Source organism: Methylibium sp., from assembly GCF_031393925.1.
Classification (GTDB): domain Bacteria; phylum Pseudomonadota; class Gammaproteobacteria; order Burkholderiales; family Burkholderiaceae_C; genus Methylibium.
This window is the reverse complement of sequence record NZ_JANMWL010000038.1, coordinates 1-17,405: the sequence shown is the minus strand read 5'-3', so window position 1 is coordinate 17,405 and position 17,405 is coordinate 1. Positions and strand designations below refer to the sequence as shown.

Below are 17,405 nucleotides of genomic sequence, written 5' to 3'. Positions count from 1 at the left end.
ACCCGACATGCTCATTCCCAAGCACCTGCGCAACGGTTTCATCCACGACACACCCAGCGAGATCACGCCGCGCGCGGTCTACGAGCAACGGCGCCAGCTGTTGCGCTTGATGGCCGCCGGCAGTGCCGGTGCGCTGATGGCGGGGTGGGCAGCGCGGCAAGCGCAGGCGCAGACGGCGCGGCCCGGCAAGCTCGCGGCGCTGCCCGGCGCGCGCAGCACGGTGGCCGGCGCCATGACGATCGAGCAGACGACGAACTATGCCGACGCCACCAGCTACAACAACTTCTACGAGTTCGGCACCGACAAGTCCGACCCGGCCAAGAACGCCGGCACCTTGAAGACGCGGCCGTGGACGGTGGCGATCGAGGGCGAGGTGAAGAAACCGCAGACCTTTGCCATCGACGACCTGCTCAAGCTCGCCCCGATGGAGGAGCGCATCTACCGCCTGCGCTGCGTCGAGGGTTGGTCGATGGTGATCCCGTGGGTGGGCTACTCGCTCGCCGAGCTGATCAGACGAGTGGAGCCGACCGGCAATGCGAAGTTCGTCGAGTTCGTGACCTTGGCCGACCCCAAGCAGATGCCCTACGTGAAGTCGAGCGTGCTCGACTGGCCCTATGTGGAAGGGCTGCGCATGGACGAGGCGATGAATCCGCTCGCGCTGCTGGCCTTCGGCATGTACGGCGAGGTGCTGCCCAACCAGAACGGTGCGCCGGTGCGCATGGTGCTGCCCTGGAAGTACGGCTTCAAGAGCGCCAAGTCCTTGGTGAAGATCCGCTTCGTCGAAAACCAGCCGCGCACCGCCTGGCAAAAATCGGCGGCCCGCGAGTACGGCTTCTATTCCAACGTCAACCCGAGCGTGAACCACCCGCGCTGGAGCCAGGCGACCGAGCGGCGCATCGGCGAGGACGGCCTGTTCAAGAAGAAGCGGCCGACCTTGATGTTCAACGGCTACGAGGCGCAGGTCGGGCAGCTCTACGCCGGGCTGGACTTGGCCAAGAATTTTTGAGCGCGCCCAGGTGAGCGCCGTTCTCCCCGCGACCGCTGCCGCGCGCGCCCCGCGCCGCCCGGCATCACCGCTGCTGCACCCTGCTGCCAAGTCGGTGCTGTTCGCAGCGAGCCTGCTGCCTTTTGCCTGGCTGCTCTACGGCGCCATCGCCAACACGCTCGGTGCCAACCCGGCCGAGGCGCTGATCCGCGCCACCGGCGACTGGACCCTGCGCTTCCTGTGCCTCACCTTGGCGATCACGCCGCTGCGCCAGTGGCTCGCGCAGCCCGGACTGGCGCGCTTTCGTCGCATGGTGGGGCTGTTCACCTTCTTCTACGGCGTGCTGCACTTCCTCAGCTACTCCTGGCTCGACATGGGCTTCGATCCGGCGGCGATCGCGCTCGACATTCCCAAGCGTCCGTTCGCGCTGGTCGGCTTCACCGCGCTGCTGTTGATGGTGCCGCTGGCCGCCACCTCGTTCAATCGCGCCATCAAGGCGCTCGGCGCGGCGCGCTGGCAGATGCTGCACCGGCTCGTCTATGCGACGGCCTTGCTGGCGATCCTGCATTTCTTCTGGATGCGTGCGGCCAAGAACAACTTCGCCGAGGTGGCGGTCTATGCCGGGGTGCTGGCGGTGCTGCTCGGCTGGCGGCTGCTGCGGCGGCTCAGACGACAGGCCGAGAGCCGACTTGTTCCTTCTCCCTCCTGAGGGGCTTGGGGTTCGCTCGATGTTTACTCGCCGCGTGACAGCTCGCGCGGCTTGCCCCGCAGGTCGATTGCCACGTAGGTGAGGCTTGCCTCCGTCACCTTGACCACCAGTGGCGCGGCCGGGTCGCTCGGCGTAAACCTCGACGTTGACGGTGATCGAGGTGCGCCCGATGCGCTCGACGCGGGCATAAAAGCTCAGCAGGTCACCGACCGACACGGGCTGCTTGAAAATGAACTGGTTGACCGCCACGGTCGCCAGGCGCCCCTTGGCCACGCGCGACGCCAGCACGGCGCCGGCCACGTCGACCTGGGCCATGATCCAGCCACCGAAAATATCGCCGTTGACGTTGGCGTCGGCCGGCATCGGCATCACCCTCAGCACCAGCTGGCTCTCCGGATGATTGGGCGCGTCGAGCAGGCCGAATTGCGGTCGGTTAAGGTTTTGCATCAGGAGATTGTGATTCATGCGCCGCGCCGAGACCCTTGCCCCCGCACCCGCCCTGGCCGCCGGCCCCTTGGCCGCCGCCGGCCCACGCACCGACTGGGCCACGCTAGGCAAACTGATGCCCTATCTGTGGGCCTACAAGGGTCGGGTTGCGTTCGCGCTGGTGTGCCTGATTGCCGCCAAGGTCGCCAATGTGAGCGTGCCGCTGCTGCTCAAGGAACTGGTCGACGCGCTGGCCATTCCCGCGGCCGACCCGCGCGCCGTGCTGGTGGTGCCGATCGGGCTGCTGGTGGCTTACGGCGCGCTGCGCCTGTCCACGTCGCTGTTCACCGAAGCGCGCGAGCTGGTCTTCGCCAAGGCCACCGAGGGCGTGGCGCGCAGCATCTCCTTGCAGGTGTTCGAGCACCTGCATGCGCTGAGCCTGCGCTTTCACCTGGAGCGCCAGACCGGTGGCATGACGCGCGACATCGAACGCGGCACCCGCGGCGTGCAGTCGCTGATCTCGTATTCGCTCTACAGCATCGTGCCCACGCTGGTGGAGGTGGGCCTGGTGCTGACCCTGCTCGCAGTCAAGTTCGACGCCATGTTCGCGCTCATCACCGTCGCGGCGCTGGCGGTCTACATCGTGTTTACCGTCACCGTGACCGAATGGCGCACCAAGTTTCGCAAGCAAATGAACGAGCTCGACTCGTCCTCGCACAGCCGCGCGATCGACTCGCTGCTGAACTACGAGACCGTCAAGTACTTCAACAACGAAGGCTTCGAGGCCAAGCGCTACGACGAGAGCCTGGCCAAGCTGCGGCGCGCGCGGCTGAAGTCGCAGAACACCTTGTCGCTGCTCAACACCGGCCAGCAGTTGCTGATTGCGGTGGCGCTGATCGCCATGCTGTGGCGTGCCACCGAAGGTGTGGTGTCGGGTCGCATGACCCTGGGTGATCTGGTCATGGTCAACGCCTTCATGATCCAGCTCTACATTCCGCTCAACTTTCTGGGCGTGATCTACCGCGAGTTGAAGCAGGCGCTGACCGACTTGGACAAGATGTTCGGCCTGCTCGAGCGCGAGCGCGAGGTGCAGGACGCGCCCGGCGCGGTGGTCTTGCAGACCGACGCATCGGCCGCGTTTTTGCCGACCGTGCGGTTTGAGAACGTGAGCTTTGCCTACGAACCCGACCGCCCGATCCTGCAGGGCCTCACGTTCGAGATCCCGGCCGGCCACACCGTTGCGGTGGTGGGCCCCTCGGGGGCCGGCAAGAGCACGCTGGCGCGGCTCATGTTTCGCTTCTATGACGTGTCTGGCGGGCGCATCACCATCGCCGGCCACGACCTGCGCGCGCTCACGCAGACGAGCCTGCGCCGCACCATTGGCATCGTGCCGCAGGACACCGTGTTGTTCAACGACACGGTCGCCTACAACATCGGCTACGGGCGGCCCGGGGCGTCGCAAGAAGAGGTTGTCGCGGCGGCCAAGGCGGCGCGCATTCACGACTTCATCGCCTCCACGCCCAAGGGTTACGACACCATGGTCGGCGAGCGCGGCTTGAAGTTATCGGGAGGCGAGAAGCAGCGCGTGGCGATCGCGCGCACCTTGCTCAAGAACCCGCCGATCGTGATCTTCGATGAAGCGACCTCGGCGCTCGACTCGGCCAATGAGCGCGCCATCCAGGCCGAGCTGCAGACCGCGGCGCGCAACAAGACCGCGCTGGTCATTGCCCACCGGCTCTCGACCGTGGTCGATGCCGACGAAATACTGGTGTTGGAGGCGGGGCGCATCGTCGAGCGCGGCACGCACACTGCGCTGCTGGCGCAGGCCGGCCGCTACGCGCAGATGTGGGCGCTGCAACGCAGCAGTGAAGAGTAACGGCGCCCCTGCGGGCGGTTTACCCGGCGCCGCCGCGAGGCCTGCAAGGCCCCGCCGCGGCGCAGCGCTGTCGCTGCCACGTCGCGGTGGCGCCGCAATGACGTCACGGGCGTGACGCCGAAGCGGCGCTCAGCGGGTCGTGGTGGGTGTGACGGGGGGATACGTGCTCCCGCCGTCAGCCGGTGTGCCCGTCTCCTGGCCACCGTCGCTGCCCGCATCGCCCGGTTTCACGGCCGTTTTGCTGCGCAGCTTGTCTTCTTTCTTGCGCTTCTTGGCCAGCTCGCGCTGGCGCTTTTCGTATGAGTAGTTCGGGGTGGCCAATCAGCCCTCCTGAGAGTGTGAATCGGCATGGTAACCGGGCAGGCCCGCGGCCAGCAGCCGCGCCGCCAGCTCGCCGGGCGCGACGCCTTGCGCTCGAGCCGCGTCGTTGAGCGCAGCAATCAGCTCGCCCGGCAGCTTGGTCGCAAACGACACCAGCCCGGCCGCCTGATCCACGCGGCGCTGCTCGCGGCGGTCGGGCGGCGGCACCGCGCTGCCGAAGCGTTGCGGTATGCCAGACTGCGCGAGGCGGCCCTCGATCTTGCGGGCCTTGCTCTTTTCTAAATCGGTCTTCTTCACGTTTGCTCTTTCATGGCTATCAAATCGACGATCTTCAAGGCCGAGCTCCAGATCGCCGACATGGACCGCGCCCATTACGGCACCCATGCCCTGACCCTGGCCCGCCATCCGTCCGAGAACGACGAACGCATGATGGTGCGGCTGCTCGCCTTTGCCCTGCATGCCGCAGGCGACAACGAGGCGCCATTGTCGTTTGCCAACGCGATGGAGCAGATGGACGAGCCCGACCTGTGGCGCCGCAGCCTGGTGGGCGACATCGAACTCTGGGTCGACGTGGGCCAGCCCGAAGAGAAATGGCTGCGCAAGGCCAGCAATCGATCGCGCGAAGTGGTGCTCTATCTGTACGGGCGCAACGGCGGGCTGTGGTGGAGCCAGAACGGCGCTGGGCTGCAGAAATTTGCCAACCTGCGTGTGCGGCTGGTGCCGGCCGAGGCCACGGCAGCGCTGGCGGCGCTGGCGCAGCGGACGATGAAGTTGCAATGCACAGTGCAGGATGGCACGGTGTGGATGGGTGACGGCGGGGAGCCGGTGGAGATCGAGTTGGTGGAGTTGAAGGCGGCGGTGTTGCGCTGAGTTGCAACAACGCATCCGGTGAGTGGCCGACCCGTGACCTTGCGTCACGGGTTGAGGCTCACCGCCTGGCGATGAGGAACTTGCTCGCGTCAACTAACGCCCGCCCGCAATCGGCACGCAGCCGCTCATGCAACGCACCGCCTTCGTGTCCGGGCGGTCATCGACGATGAAGCCGTTGCGGTTGGGCATCTGCACGGCGGCGAGCGTGGCCGCGGTCATGACGGCATCGACGGGCACCAAACCATTCAAGTGCAAGATGTAGCCGCTCACCGCGTAGACATCGTCGTTGGACATCGACTGCGGCGCGTTCATCGGCATGGCCCGGCGCACGTAGTCGAACAGGATCGGCGCGTACGGGTACATGCTGCCGGGCGTGAGCACGCGTTTGTCGGTCTTGAACGAGCCGATGCCGCCGACCATGGGTCCGAATACCGGCCCGCCGGCTGCCGCGGCGCCGTGGCACGACGCGCATTGGGCGTCGAAGACGGTCTTGCCCGCCGCGACGCTGCCGCTGCCCGCAGGCAGCCCCAGGCCGTCGGGCCCGCGCACGTCGACGTTCCAGGCCGCGAGGTCGGTCTCGGCGATCGGCTTGCCCAGGCCCGGCCCGGGCCGGGCCTGCTCGGTGGGCGCCGTGGGCAGCGTGCATGCAGCCAGGGCCACGGCGGCTGCGGCGGTTGCGGCCCGCACGAAAGCGGCTTTAGGCGATTGCATTTTTCACCTCCCCGGATGCGGCGATGGACCACGGAAAAACGCCGTTGTGGTGTTGAACGAAGCCGGTGATCGCGCGCACTCGTTTGATCTCTTCCACGGTGGGCTGCACGTAGCCGGTCGAATCGACGGTGCGGCTGGCGATCGTGGCCGGCGAGCCGTCCCAGTCCCAGCGCATGCGAAAGCGGGTGAGGCATTTGTCGAGCACCGGCTCTTCGAGCACCGCCTCGCGCCAGGTTCGTCCGCCGTCCACGGTGACGTCGACGGCTTTGATCGTGCCCTTGCCCGACCAGGCAAAGCCGACGATCTCCATCGGCCCGGGGCGCACCGTCATGCCGCCCGAGGGCGAGGTGACGACCGACTTGGCTTCCATCTCGAAACTGAACTGCCGCCATTTGCCGTCGGGCATGGGGTCGGTGTAGCGAGCGGTCTCGCTGCGCAGGTGCCAGGGCTGGTCGCCCACCTTCATGCGTCGCACCCACTTGATGCTGACGTTGCCTTCCCAGCCGGGAATGAAGAGTCGCAGCGGATAGCCGTTCTCGGGGCGCAGCATTTCGCCGTTGGCCGCGTAGACGATCAGCGCGTCGTCGAGCATCTTCTGCATCGGGATGCTGCGCGCATGAGCCGCCCCGTCGGCGCCCTCCACCAGCACCCATTTCGCGCTCGGCAAGACGCCGGCCTCCTGCAGCAAGGTCGCGACCGGTATGCCCGTCCACTGCGCACAGGACAGCAGGCCGTGCGTCTGCTGCACCGTCTTCGATGATGCCTTCAGCCAGTCGGTCAGGCCATTGCCGGAGCACTCCATGAACTGGAAGCGCGACACCGACGGGTACTTCATCAGGTCGGCCATCGTGAACACCAGCGGCTGGCGCACCATGCCGTGGATGGCGAAGCGATGCTGGTCGGGGTTGATGTCGGGCACGCCGTTGTGATGGCGCTCGTAGATCAGGCCGTTGGGAGTGACGGTGCCCAGCTGCTGGTGCAGCGGCGTCATGCTCCAGTCGGAAAAATTCTGCTTGTTGACCAGCACGTCGGAGCGGCGCCGCTTCACGTGCGCCTCGTACTTGGAGGGCAGACCGTACTCGTTCTCGGGCAGGGCCCGGCCCATGGCCCGCATCGAGTCGGGCACCGCCAGCGCCGCCGCATTTGCGCGGCCCCCCTCGAGGCCGGCCATGCCGAGGGCCGCCACCGCCGCGGAGCGCCCGAGCAGCGCTCGTCGCCCGGGGTCGTGCGTGATCGAGTGGCCGACCTGGAGTTCGGTTGCCGCCGTCCGCACCACCACCGACGCATCTTTAAGTTTGCTCATCGTGCTGCTCCTTGACGTTGGTTCAGCCTTCGCCGGGCCGCCCCAAGAGGGCTGAGCGCCCCCTCGGGGGGCGGCACCGAAGGTGCGTGGGGGCCGATGTCAGGCCATCAAAAAACTGAACCCGTGCTTGCTGAAGCCGAGTCCTTCGTAGAAACGGTGCGCCTTGTCGCGCTGCAGGTGGCTCGACAGCACCAGCTTGTAGCAATCGCGCTCTCGACAACGCGACAGGGCGTCGCGCATCATCGATTTGCCGATGCCGTGGCCGCGCTGCTCGGGCGCCACCACCACGTCCTCGACGATGGCCGAATCGCGCGCGCCGTGGGGGAGGCCGGGAATGAAGACCAGGGCATACGTGCCGACGACCTCGCCACCCGACTCGGCCATGTAGATGGTGTGATCGGGTCGGGTCAGCAGGGCGGCGAAACGCTGCTCGGCGTCTTGCGCCGAGACGACGGGGTCGCCCTCGACCTTCAGCAGCTCGTAGAGCTGCCAGAGGTCGTCGAAGTGGGCCGGCGTGGCCGGGCTGATCCGCAGCGGCTCCACTGGGCTTGCCGTTGAATTACGCGGCGAGCTTGAGCACCCGCTCGGCATTGCCGAACATGACGCTGTCGATCACGTCGTCCTTGAAGCCGAGCGCGCGGTAGTCGTCGATCGACTGCTTCATCGGGCGAAACGGATACGAACTGCCGAACAGGATCTGGTTCTTCATGCAACCGTTGGCGGCCTCCACGTACAGGCTCCCGCCCGGTACGAAGATGTACATGTCCGGCACGATGACGACGTTCTCGTAGCGCAGGGCCACGCCGATGATCTCGTTCACATACGGATAGAAGCCGTGGTAGCAGATGATCGACAGGTTGGGGAAGGCCCGCGCGACATGGCCCACCGCCGCCGGGTTGACCATCTCCAGGCTGGGCGCGGTCGGGCCCGACATGATGGACACCGGCACGCCGAGCCCTTCGCAGGCCTCGTAGATGGGAAACAGCATCGGGTCGTCGCAATTGCGCGGCGGGCTGCCGAAACCGGGCTCGACGTTGATGCCCTTCATGCCGAGTTTCTTGACGGCGCGCTCGACCTCCTGCACTGCTGCCTTGATGCCCAAGCGGTGCGGGTCGACCGAGCCCATGCCCACCAGCTCCGCGTGGCCCTTCACGAGCGTGTTGATCTCGTCGTTGGAATGCTTGATGGACGGCGTGTCGCGGCCCACGACGACCGAGGCGCTGATGCCCGACGCCTTGATTTCCTGGACGAAGGACGCGATGTCCTTGGAGCGCGTGAAATGCTCCGGCTCCTTCGAGCCGACGCGGCCGTTGAGCCACTTCACGACCTCGTACTCCTTGGTGCCGGGCGTCTTGCCGTAGAAGTCATGCAAAAACGCAGGGCGACTGCGCATGTCGATCACTTGCTTTGCCACGTCGGTTCTCCTTGAGATGGGGATTGAGAGGAATGGGGGGCCGTCGGCCAAGCCGAGCGCCGCGCCTCAGGGCTTGGCGGCCTGCGCCGCATTGCCTGAGCGCTTGGAGTAGGCCTCGACGAAGTCGGCGGCCGCCCGGCTGCCACCGGAGAACGACTTCATGGCTTCTTCATGCAGCAGCGAAAGCGCCTGCATCTTCACTTCGTTGGCATGCTCGTTGTCGAAGATGTTCGCGAGCCGCCGCGGCCGCGGGAGATTGACCTCCAAGGTCGCGCGCACCTTGGTCGGTATGTTGGTCATGATGATCAGACGGTCGGCCAGGAAGAGGGCCTCGTCGTTGTCGGTGGTGTCGAAGAAGTTGGTGCGCCTCGACTCCTCGAACAGCGCGGCGTAGTACTCCCACATCAGTTCCTTGGACATCGCGTCCAGGCCGCGGAAGGGCTCGTCGAGGATCATGACGTCGGGGTTGTTGATCATGGCGCGTGCGAGTTCGGCGCGTCGTTGCATGCCGCCCGAGAGTTGCGGCGGGTACTTCTTGCGAAACGCCCGCAGGCCCACCTTCTCGAGCAGGAACTCGGCCTGGTCGCGCGCCGCTTGCGTGTCTTCGCCGCGCGCGCGCGGCCCGTACATGATGTTGTCGTAAGTGGTCATCCACGGAAACAGCGCCGATTCCTGGAACACCACGAGCCGGTCCTGGCCCGGACCAGTGATGGGCTTGCCGTCGATCTGGATGGTGCCGGTGGTCGGCTTCTCGAAGCCGGCCAACAGGCGGATCAAGGTGCTCTTGCCGCAGCCCGACGGGCCGATCATCACGGTGAGCTTGTTGCGCTCGATCTTGAAGGAGCAATCCTGCACCACGGTCTTGGTGAACAGCCCGCTGCCATAGGACTTGCTGATGTTGTTGACGGTGATCTCACCGGCGGTGAGCGGCGTCTTGCGCGCGGGTGTCGAGGCCGCGTGGGTTGCCGTGGGGGTGGCTGCTTGGATGGCGTCGCGGTTGCTCATGATGTGCCCTGGGTCCTTAGCGCTTCTGCAGCCACGGCGTCGCAAGTCCGCCGACGGCGCGCAGCACCTCGCTGCAGGCGTAGCCGGCGATGCCGATGCTGATCATGCCGACGACGATCTGCTCGTAGGAGCCGCCGACATACGAGTTCCAGATGAAGAAGCCCAGGCCGCCGCCCGAGCCGCTGCCACCGCCGCCGGAAATCATTTCGGCCGCGACGACCACGTTCCAGGTGATGCCCATGCCGACCGACGAGCCGACCACGATCGAGGGCAAGGTGGCCGGCAGCACCACGCGCCGGAAGATGTCCCACTGTGATGCGCCCATCGCCTGCGCCGCCTGGAAGAAGCGACTGTCGATCGCCTTGGCGCCGCCGACGACGTTGATCACCACGGTGAAAAACGCCCCCAGGAAAGTCACGAAGGCAATCGACAGCTCCTGCGTCGGCCAGAAGATGATCGAGATCGGCACCCAGGCCAGCGGCGGGATCGGCCGCAGTAACTCGAAGGTCGGGAACGACAGGCCGTTGAAGGTCTTGCTGACGGCCATGAGCAACCCAAGGGGAATGCCGATCACCATGGCCGCCGCGAAGCCGGCCAGCACGCGCATCAGGCTCAGGTACCAGCTTTGCCAGTAGCCCGGATCGTCGAGCAGGCCGGCCCAGACGCGCAGCACGGCGCTGGGGGCCGGCACTTTACCGACCCAGGGCAGCGAATAGCCCAGCCACTGCGCCGAGCGAGAGCCGAGTTCCCACAACAGGACGAAGACGATCAGCGCCACCACGGCGCGCCGACCGGCGACGCTGAACAGATTGTTGCGAAGGCGAGTGATGGACTTGGACATGCTCAGCCTTCTTTCTCGCCGGCGGCAAAGGATTTCTTCGCCTCTTCATGCACCACGACGCTGGTTTCCTCCATCAGCTCGCGAAAGCGCGGGCTGGTCAGCACGCTGTAGTCGCGCGGGTGGGGAATGTCGACGTCGAGAATTTTCTTGGGCTTGCAGGGGCGCGAGGTCATGATCACCAGCCGGTGGCCGAGGAAGATCGCTTCCTCGAGGTCGTGGGTGATGAAGAAGATCGTGACCTTGTTCTTGTAGTAAATCTCGAGCAGGGCCTCGTGCATGACCGACTTGGTGAGCGAATCGAGCGCACGGTAGGGCTCGTCGAACAGCAATACCTTGGGGTCGTTCATCAGCGCGCGCACGATCTCCACGCGCCGGCGCAGGCCCGACGAAACCTCGCCCGGAAAGTTGCTTTCGGCGCCGCTCAGGCCCGCGTCGGCCATCATGCTGCGGGCCTTTTCGTAGATCTCCTTCTTGCCCAGTTTTCCCTGCATCAGGGGACCGAATGCGACGTTGTCGAGATTGGATTTCCACGGGAACAAGGCGCCGTTCTGGAACACGACGATGCGGTCCGAGCCCGGCTCGGCGATCGGTTTTCCGGGGCCGCACAGCAGCTTGCCATCGAGAAAGATACTGCCCGAGGTGATGCTGTGAAAGCCGGCGATCGCATTGAGCAAGGTCGTCTTGCCGCAGCCCGAAGGCCCGACGATCATGCAGATCTCGCCGGCCGGAATGTCGAGCGAGCAATGGTCGACCGCCATCACCGCCGCCCCGTCCGGGTCGTAGATCTTCACGACGTCGTCGATGCGAATGGCACCTTGGGTGGAGACCTTGTGCGAACCGCGGTTCGCTTCGAGCACGGCATTCATCAACGGCCTCCCAGGGCGAGCTCACGCACGCGCCACTGCATCATGTGGTCACCGACCATCCGCACCATCGCGCTGGTGACGTAACCCACCGCGCCGAGGGTGACCATTCCGATCACGATCGTCGGATAGCGCACCATCGTGTACGAGGTGTTGATCACGTAGCCCAGGCCGAACTCACCCGACACCATCTCGCCGGCCACCAGTGAGAACCACGCCACGCCCACGGAGATTTGCAGGCCGGTGAAGATGAACGGCATGGCGCCGGGCACCACCACCTCGCGAAACACCTGCCACTTGTTGGCGCCCAGGCAATAGGCGGCCCGGCTGTACGACTCGTCGATGGATTCGACGCCGAGCATGGTGTTGAGTGCGGTGGCGAAGAACGACGCCAGAAAGGTCAGGAAGATCACCGGCGTTTCCGAGCCACTGAACATCAGGATCGCCAGCGGCACCCAGGCGAGGATAGGAATGGGCCGCAGGGTCTCGAAGACCGGGAAGACGTACTGGCGAAAGATCTTTGACCAACCGAGAAACAGCCCCAGAGGCACGCCGAGCGCGGTGGCAAGAAAGAACGCGATCGCCACACGACGCACGCTGACCCAGATGTGTTGGTAGTACTCCGGCGTGTAGACCGACAAGCCGTAGACCGGGTCGGGGTTGAACAGCTCACGCACGACCACCGTGAGTCCCGGCAAATCGGCAAACCGGGGAAGCTTCCACACCTGGACCGTCAGGAACCATAAGCCCAGCAGGATTGCGAAGCCGCTCAGCATCAGGTAGGGCTTGGGACTCTTGAGCCACTGGCCGAGTCGAAACGACAACAAGGCCCAGCCGGTGGCCACACCGCCGTCGTGCCGTGCGGCCGGCTTGTCGGGTGCCTGCGGATGCCGCACCCGAGCGGCCACCGACTCCGGCGCGGCGAACTCGCGCGTGATCATCGTGGCGAAGCGGCTCATCACCACGTCGCCGGAGACGGGCGAAGCTTCGATCAGGCTCATCAGCTCGTCGCCGTTGATCTGGATCGTCTCGGTGCGCTCCAGGCACACCGTGCGCGCCATGCGCCTGCGCGGCCCCTCCAGCACCGCCGCCCAACCGAACACGTCGCCACTGTGCATGGTCTTGTCGTGCGGCGGGCCGCCGTCGTCGGTCGTCAGCGCGTGGCTCACGCTGCCCGAGGAGACGACGTGGATGTCGTCGGCCACGTCGCCGAGGTCATAGATGACATCGCCGCGTGCGTAGGACTTCCACTTTGCCAGCTTGGCAATGGCCTCGAGCAATTCTTCCGACACCGTCTGGAACGGCATCGTTCGCCTCAGCGCAGCCGTGATCTGGTCCATTGCTCCCCCGGGATAGTCGATGAGTCTGCGATTCGCGGCAAACCTGTGCGGTGCAGCGGACGAATCAAGGCTTCGCCTTGAACTCCTTCTCGTCCTGGGCGCTCACCTTGCCGACCGGCGAGGTCAAGCCGCGCTCCTTCAGGATCGCCTGGGTGAACTCGGGCATGACCGCCTCGGGCCTGAGCTTCTCGACGTTGATGCTCTTGATCGAGAACAGGAACGCCGCCGAGTTGTTGATCAGCGCGGAGACCTCGGGCGTGATCGTGTAGGGCATCGTGAGCCGCACCGGCGCGCCGCCGACCGCGGGGTCGTACTTGCCGTACATCGAGGCCCAGAGCATCTTGTCGGTAAAACCGGTGGACTGCTGGCCCGCCATGCCCGCGACTTCCATCGCGTTCTTGCCGTCGGCCAGGAACAGCTGCGCATCCAGCTCGGCGTTCAGCCAGGCCTTGACGATGTCCGGGCGCTGCTTGATCAGGTCCGCACGCATGGTGAGGAAGGCGGCGTCGAATTCCCCAACCGATTCGCCCGAAGCCACCCGCTTGGCCAAGCCCTCCTGCACCAGTCGTGACGCGGTGGGCTCCCACAAGACTGCGGCGTCGACCTTGCCGGCGCGAAAGCCGCTGGTGATGACCTCGATGTTCTGGTTGAGGACGGCCGCGGGCGTCACGCCTTCCTTCTTCAATGCCGCCTGGGCAAACCGGTCCGCACAGCTGCCCAACGGAATGGAAAGCCGCTTGCCGCCCAGCCACTTCAAGGCTTCCTTCGAATTCGGGAAGGCCGGAGCGTCCGTGCGTGCAAGAACGATGTTGCACATGTCGGTGCCCACCCCGACCGCCGCGACGATGCGGATGTCGGCCACGTCCTGCTTGGTGGTGGACACGATGCCCGGCATGTCGCCGACGTAACCGATATCCTGCTTGCCGGCCAGCATGGCGTTGACGATCACGGCGCCCTGCAAACCGACCGAGAACTCCACCGTCGAGCCCTTGGGCAAATACTTCTCGTACATCTTCTTGCCGCGCATGACGATGCCCGACCATGACTCGGTGTAGTAAGGCTGGTAGCCGATCACCAGGTTGATCGGCTCGCCCGGCTTGCCATAGTCCTTGTCGCCGGCCAGTGCGGCCGTGGAAGAAACCATCGCGAGGCCGAACACCGCAGCGACTTGAATGGCGAGATGTGCCGCGACCGTAAGGAAGCGTTGATTGATCCGGAACGTCATGCTTGTCTCCTGTTGCTTGATTACCAACTTGTCACTTGCCACCCGACGACCTCAGGTGCTTGGTGATCAGCGTCGAAAGCTGCCTCATCACCAGGAAGCCCGACATCGGGTCGTCGGCCAGCACCTTCAGAACTTCTTCTCCATTGAGCCGCAGCAGCGAGGACTTCTCCATGCACGCCGCCCTGGCGATGCGCCGCGGGTGGTCTTCGAGCAAGGCCGCCCAACCGAACACCTCACCCTTGCGCAACATGAAGCCGGCCATGCTGGTGCGGTCCTCGCGACCGATCACGAACTCGACGCGGCCCGACTCCAGGATGTAGAGGTCGTCGGCCGGATCGCCCAGCTCGTACAGCGTGGTCTGGCCCGCGTGCTCTTCGCGGCGCGCCAACGCGTCGAGCCGCGCGATCGCAGCGTCCGACACGCCCTTGAACAACTCGGAGACCTTCAGTGCGCTGGACTGCAGCACGAAGATCTCGCCGCCTTCGTGCTGCAGTTCATACCGCTCCAGCGGCGCCTCGGCCAGGCCGACCGCCGCGCCGGTGGTGATGTCCCACTGCCACAGGTGCTGGTGGCAGGTGAGCGTGGCGCCGTCGAAGAAGCCTTCGTCCAGGCACACGTCCTGGTGCGGGCACAGGCCCTGGTAGGCATAGAAGGCCTCGCCCGCGTTGGCGATCAACACCTTGACGCCGAGCGCCGAGTCATAGCTCTTCATGCCGTTGGACGGAATCTCGCTGGCGCTGCAGATGCGGATGCGTTTCATGCGGCGGCGTCCTAGCTGAATTTGTCGTAGCGGATGTTGGCCGTGGACATGCGCGCCATCAGCAGCATGCGCACGCTCGCATCCACCGCGGGCGGCGGGCCGGCCAGGTAGGCGCGCACGCCCTCGAGGCGTCCTTGCATGTGACGCCCGGCCACCTCGTGGACGAAGCCGGTGTCGAACGCGAGCAGCGGGTGGTCCTCGGGGGCGGGGACGCTGTCTTCAGAGAGCGCGATCGTCACCTTCAGCCGCTCGCCGCAGGTGCGGCGCAGGCTCGCGAACTCATCCAGGAAGAACGCGTCCTTCATCGTCCTGACACCGAAGAAAACATCGCCCGAGTGCTCGGCGAAGTAGTGCTCTTGCGCCGCGCGCGAGAGGATCGACATCATCCCCGCGATGCCGCTGCCCCCGGCGATGCACAGGATGTTCTGGGCCAGCGAAGGGTAGAAGGTGGCGCTGCCGAGCGGGCCGAAGACATCGACCTGCGTGCCGGTGCGGGGTGCGTCGAACAGCCAGTCCGAGAGCGCGCCGCCGGGCTTCTTCTTGACGATGAAGCGCAGCGACTTCGCGTTGTGGTCGTAGTTGACCATCGACCAGCCGCGGTGACCGGCAATGCCCGGGGCCCGCACGAGCACGAACTGGCCGGCATCGAACGCCATCGGCGCGTCGATGTCGATCTGCAGCTCGACCACGTCATGGGTCAGCAAGGTGGACGAGCGGATCGTGCCCTCGAGGGCCTTGGGAACGAGGGCGCCGGCGTCGAACTCCTGTACGAAGGCGGCGACCTCCACCGTCACATCGCCGCGCGCGCTGCACTGGCACATCAGGAACTCATCGGGTCCCTTGAGGAACTTGCGACCCGGCGCTTCGGGCCAGGCGTCGTCGATCTCGCCGCTGAGCAGGCGCGCCTTGCAGGTGCCGCAGGTGCCGCTGCCGCATTCGTAAGGCAGCGCGACCGCCGCACTCAGGCCGGCGTAGAGAATCCTGTCCGAAGGCGCCGCATCGAATTGATGCGCGCGATTCCTGGCATTGACCTGGATCTTCATGGCAATCGGATGCGTCTGGTCAGAGCGGGATGTGATAGCCGAACCCCAGCATGCGCGTCTGGAGCTTGACGTTGCGGTCGAGCAGCTTGGGCTCGCCATCGGCGAGGCTCACCGTGTCGTGCAGCGTGCCGACCGCGAACAGCTCGGTCGCGCCACCGTCCAGCGAGGTCCGAAACACCTGCAGCGCGCTCACCACACGCGCCTCTTTCGCGTCATCGACCGGCGTGATCGTGTAGACGGTGACGTGGCGGCTGAGCGGCGACTGGTCGCTGTTGTGCTTGGGCAGGTTGCCGAACAGCAACTGCATGCCCGCCTTGTCGTGCTCCAGCCAGGTCATGTCCTTGCGGATCTCGGGGCTGTAGGCGGTGATGGCGTAGTGATAGTTCGCATCGCACAGCGCGAGATAGGCGTTGAAATCCTTCGCGTCGAGTGCCATGCACGAGCGGCAGATCAGTTCGGAGATGGCGTTTCTTGAATCCACGGAAGTCCTCGCAGGCAGCGGGTTGACGACAGGGCGGCTCAGGCCGTGACCGGCGCGTTCACGGGCGGCGCGGTGACGGGCGTGTGCGGGTCGTGTGCCATGCGGCCCATGCGCCGGCTCCATTCGGCGTAGAAGTGGCGCATGCCGCCTTCGTCATGGATCGTCATGTTTTCTTCGCGGCCGTGCAGCACCCATTTGCTGTCGGTGCGCTCGCGCATGGCGCGGCCCTGGCCATGCACGCCGAGCAGGTCTTCGTGCAGGTTGCGTCCGAACGGTCCCCAGATCTGGTTGTGGTCGCGGATGCGCTCGGCGCGCTGCTCGGGCGTGTCGCTCTTGAGGCCCAGGCCGCGGAACTCGATCAGCAGCTTGTTGGGGCCGATCGGGATGGCGGTGTCCATGCGCAACACCGAGGTGCGCAGGTTGTAGGTCATGCCGGGGAACACGTCGATCAGGATCCAGCCGCCGGGAGTCAGGCCGGGCCAGCCGACACCGCGCTGCTTGCCGCCTTCGTAGGCGTCGTACTTGATCGACATCGAGCCGACCGAGGCGTGGCCGTTCGGATAGCCGGTGTACTTGCGCTCGAAGTAGCCGGGCTGGATCATCCCGGTGATCCGGTTGAAGTAGTGCATGTAGTCGTGATAGAACTCGCTGTTCGTGTCGTGCCACAGCTTGTAATTGGTGTCGACGATGGCCTTGTGATAGTGGAAGACCTCGAGCGGCATGCTGAGGTTTTCGTCGAGCATGCCCATCGCGTCACCGATGTAGTCCGCCAGCGAGCCGCTCTCGTCGTCGACGTTGACCCACACGAAGCCGCCGTAGCCGATCGAGGTCTTGACTTCACGCAGCCCCGCGTCCTCGCAGCCGAAGCGCTCCTGGTAGCCCTGCTTGGCGCGCGAGATGTCGATGCAGTCGCCCTTGGCGTTGAACGACCATGCATGGAAGATGCAAGTGATGCGCTTGGCATTGCCCACCGGTTCGTACAGCAGCGTGTTGCCGCGGTGTGGGCAGATGTTGTAGAAGCTGCGGACCGTCTTGTCCTCGCCGCGGATCACGATCAGCGGTGCCCCGGCGGGGTGGTTGAAGGTCCGGTAGTCGTAGGCGTTTTGCAGCTCCGACTCGTGGCAGGCGATGATCCAGCACTTGTTGAAGTTGTTGGCCTGCTCGTCGCGGAAGATCTGCTCGTCGGTGTAGATGTCGGTGCTGACGAAGTGCGTTTCAGGAAACTCGGGGCG

General features: G+C 65.5%; 19 protein-coding genes and 1 pseudogene. 4 read left to right on the top strand and 16 right to left on the bottom strand.

Translation table 11 applies throughout. The features are described from left to right. The first annotated feature begins 7 nt into the window (after positions 1-7). Positions 8-1,006 carry a protein-methionine-sulfoxide reductase catalytic subunit MsrP gene (msrP, locus tag RMO12_RS02595; protein ID WP_309624903.1) on the top strand — a complete coding sequence of 333 codons (999 nt, stop codon included), beginning with the start codon at positions 8-10 and terminating at the stop codon, positions 1,004-1,006. Between the two features lie 10 nt (positions 1,007-1,016). After that, positions 1,017-1,694, top strand: coding sequence for a protein-methionine-sulfoxide reductase heme-binding subunit MsrQ (locus RMO12_RS02590; RefSeq protein WP_309638099.1), 678 nt, complete (start codon positions 1,017-1,019; stop codon positions 1,692-1,694). 23 nt (positions 1,695-1,717) lie between these two features. Here RMO12_RS02590 and RMO12_RS02585 read toward each other — a convergent pair. Next, positions 1,718-2,141: pseudogene (locus RMO12_RS02585) on the bottom strand (acyl-CoA thioesterase). A 16-nt stretch (positions 2,142-2,157) separates the two neighbouring features. Here RMO12_RS02585 and RMO12_RS02580 point away from each other — a divergent pair. Next, positions 2,158-3,996, top strand: coding sequence for an ABC transporter ATP-binding protein/permease (locus RMO12_RS02580; protein WP_309624900.1), 1,839 nt, complete (start codon positions 2,158-2,160; stop codon positions 3,994-3,996). 129 nt (positions 3,997-4,125) lie between these two features. On the opposite strand, the gene RMO12_RS02575 is transcribed toward RMO12_RS02580, so the two are convergent. After that, the gene (locus RMO12_RS02575; RefSeq protein WP_309624899.1) at positions 4,126-4,317 is read right to left on the bottom strand and encodes a hypothetical protein; all 192 of its coding nucleotides are present in this window, start codon (positions 4,315-4,317) and stop codon (positions 4,126-4,128) included. Beyond that, positions 4,318-4,614, bottom strand: a complete 297-nt coding sequence (locus tag RMO12_RS02570) for a hypothetical protein (protein ID WP_309624898.1) — start codon at positions 4,612-4,614, stop codon at positions 4,318-4,320. A gap of 12 nt (positions 4,615-4,626) precedes the next feature. Here RMO12_RS02570 and RMO12_RS02565 point away from each other — a divergent pair, with 12 nt between their 5' ends. Further along, positions 4,627-5,187, top strand: coding sequence for a YaeQ family protein (locus tag RMO12_RS02565; RefSeq protein WP_309624897.1), 561 nt, complete (start codon positions 4,627-4,629; stop codon positions 5,185-5,187). A gap of 93 nt (positions 5,188-5,280) precedes the next feature. On the opposite strand, the gene RMO12_RS02560 is transcribed toward RMO12_RS02565, so the two are convergent. From RMO12_RS02560 to RMO12_RS02500, 13 genes are all read right to left on the bottom strand, one after another. Continuing rightward, positions 5,281-5,898: a cytochrome c gene (locus RMO12_RS02560; protein WP_309624896.1), complete on the bottom strand. Its 618-nt coding sequence runs from the start codon at positions 5,896-5,898 to the stop codon at positions 5,281-5,283. After that, on the bottom strand, positions 5,885-7,201 hold the full coding sequence (soxC, locus tag RMO12_RS02555) for a sulfite dehydrogenase (RefSeq protein ID WP_309638098.1): 1,317 nt from the start codon (positions 7,199-7,201) through the stop codon (positions 5,885-5,887). The genes RMO12_RS02560 and soxC overlap by 14 nt, the downstream gene beginning before the upstream one ends. A 99-nt stretch (positions 7,202-7,300) precedes the next feature. Further along, a complete protein-coding gene (locus tag RMO12_RS02550; RefSeq protein ID WP_309638097.1) occupies positions 7,301-7,744 on the bottom strand; it encodes a GNAT family N-acetyltransferase in 444 nt (147 codons plus the stop codon). Between the two features lie 16 nt (positions 7,745-7,760). Next, positions 7,761-8,615 carry an amidohydrolase family protein gene (locus RMO12_RS02545; RefSeq protein ID WP_309638096.1) on the bottom strand — a complete coding sequence of 285 codons (855 nt, stop codon included), beginning with the start codon at positions 8,613-8,615 and terminating at the stop codon, positions 7,761-7,763. 66 nt (positions 8,616-8,681) lie between these two features. Continuing rightward, positions 8,682-9,620 (bottom strand): ABC transporter ATP-binding protein, encoded by a 939-nt coding sequence (locus RMO12_RS02540; RefSeq protein ID WP_309638095.1) that lies wholly within the window; start codon positions 9,618-9,620, stop codon positions 8,682-8,684. 16 nt (positions 9,621-9,636) lie between these two features. Then, complete coding sequence (locus RMO12_RS02535; RefSeq protein WP_309638094.1) at positions 9,637-10,461, bottom strand: ABC transporter permease; 825 nt, start codon at positions 10,459-10,461, stop codon at positions 9,637-9,639. 2 nt (positions 10,462-10,463) lie between these two features. Further along, positions 10,464-11,327 carry an ABC transporter ATP-binding protein gene (locus tag RMO12_RS02530; RefSeq protein ID WP_309624404.1) on the bottom strand — a complete coding sequence of 288 codons (864 nt, stop codon included), beginning with the start codon at positions 11,325-11,327 and terminating at the stop codon, positions 10,464-10,466. Further along, entirely contained in the window at positions 11,327-12,664 is a 1,338-nt protein-coding gene (locus RMO12_RS02525) for an ABC transporter permease subunit (RefSeq protein ID WP_309624403.1), read from the bottom strand. Before RMO12_RS02525 ends, RMO12_RS02530 begins: the two co-directional genes overlap by 1 nt. A gap of 64 nt (positions 12,665-12,728) precedes the next feature. Next, positions 12,729-13,889, bottom strand: coding sequence for an ABC transporter substrate-binding protein (locus RMO12_RS02520; RefSeq protein ID WP_309638093.1), 1,161 nt, complete (start codon positions 13,887-13,889; stop codon positions 12,729-12,731). A gap of 31 nt (positions 13,890-13,920) precedes the next feature. Beyond that, positions 13,921-14,649, bottom strand: a complete 729-nt coding sequence (locus RMO12_RS02515) for a cyclic nucleotide-binding domain-containing protein (protein ID WP_309624401.1) — start codon at positions 14,647-14,649, stop codon at positions 13,921-13,923. An 11-nt stretch (positions 14,650-14,660) separates the two neighbouring features. Then, positions 14,661-15,692: a 2Fe-2S iron-sulfur cluster-binding protein gene (locus tag RMO12_RS02510; protein ID WP_309638092.1), complete on the bottom strand. Its 1,032-nt coding sequence runs from the start codon at positions 15,690-15,692 to the stop codon at positions 14,661-14,663. Between the two features lie 19 nt (positions 15,693-15,711). Then, complete coding sequence (locus tag RMO12_RS02505; protein ID WP_309638091.1) at positions 15,712-16,173, bottom strand: aromatic-ring-hydroxylating dioxygenase subunit beta; 462 nt, start codon at positions 16,171-16,173, stop codon at positions 15,712-15,714. A gap of 38 nt (positions 16,174-16,211) precedes the next feature. After that, the coding region (locus RMO12_RS02500; RefSeq protein ID WP_309638090.1) for a Rieske 2Fe-2S domain-containing protein at positions 16,212-17,405 on the bottom strand (1,194 nt) is incomplete at its 5' end.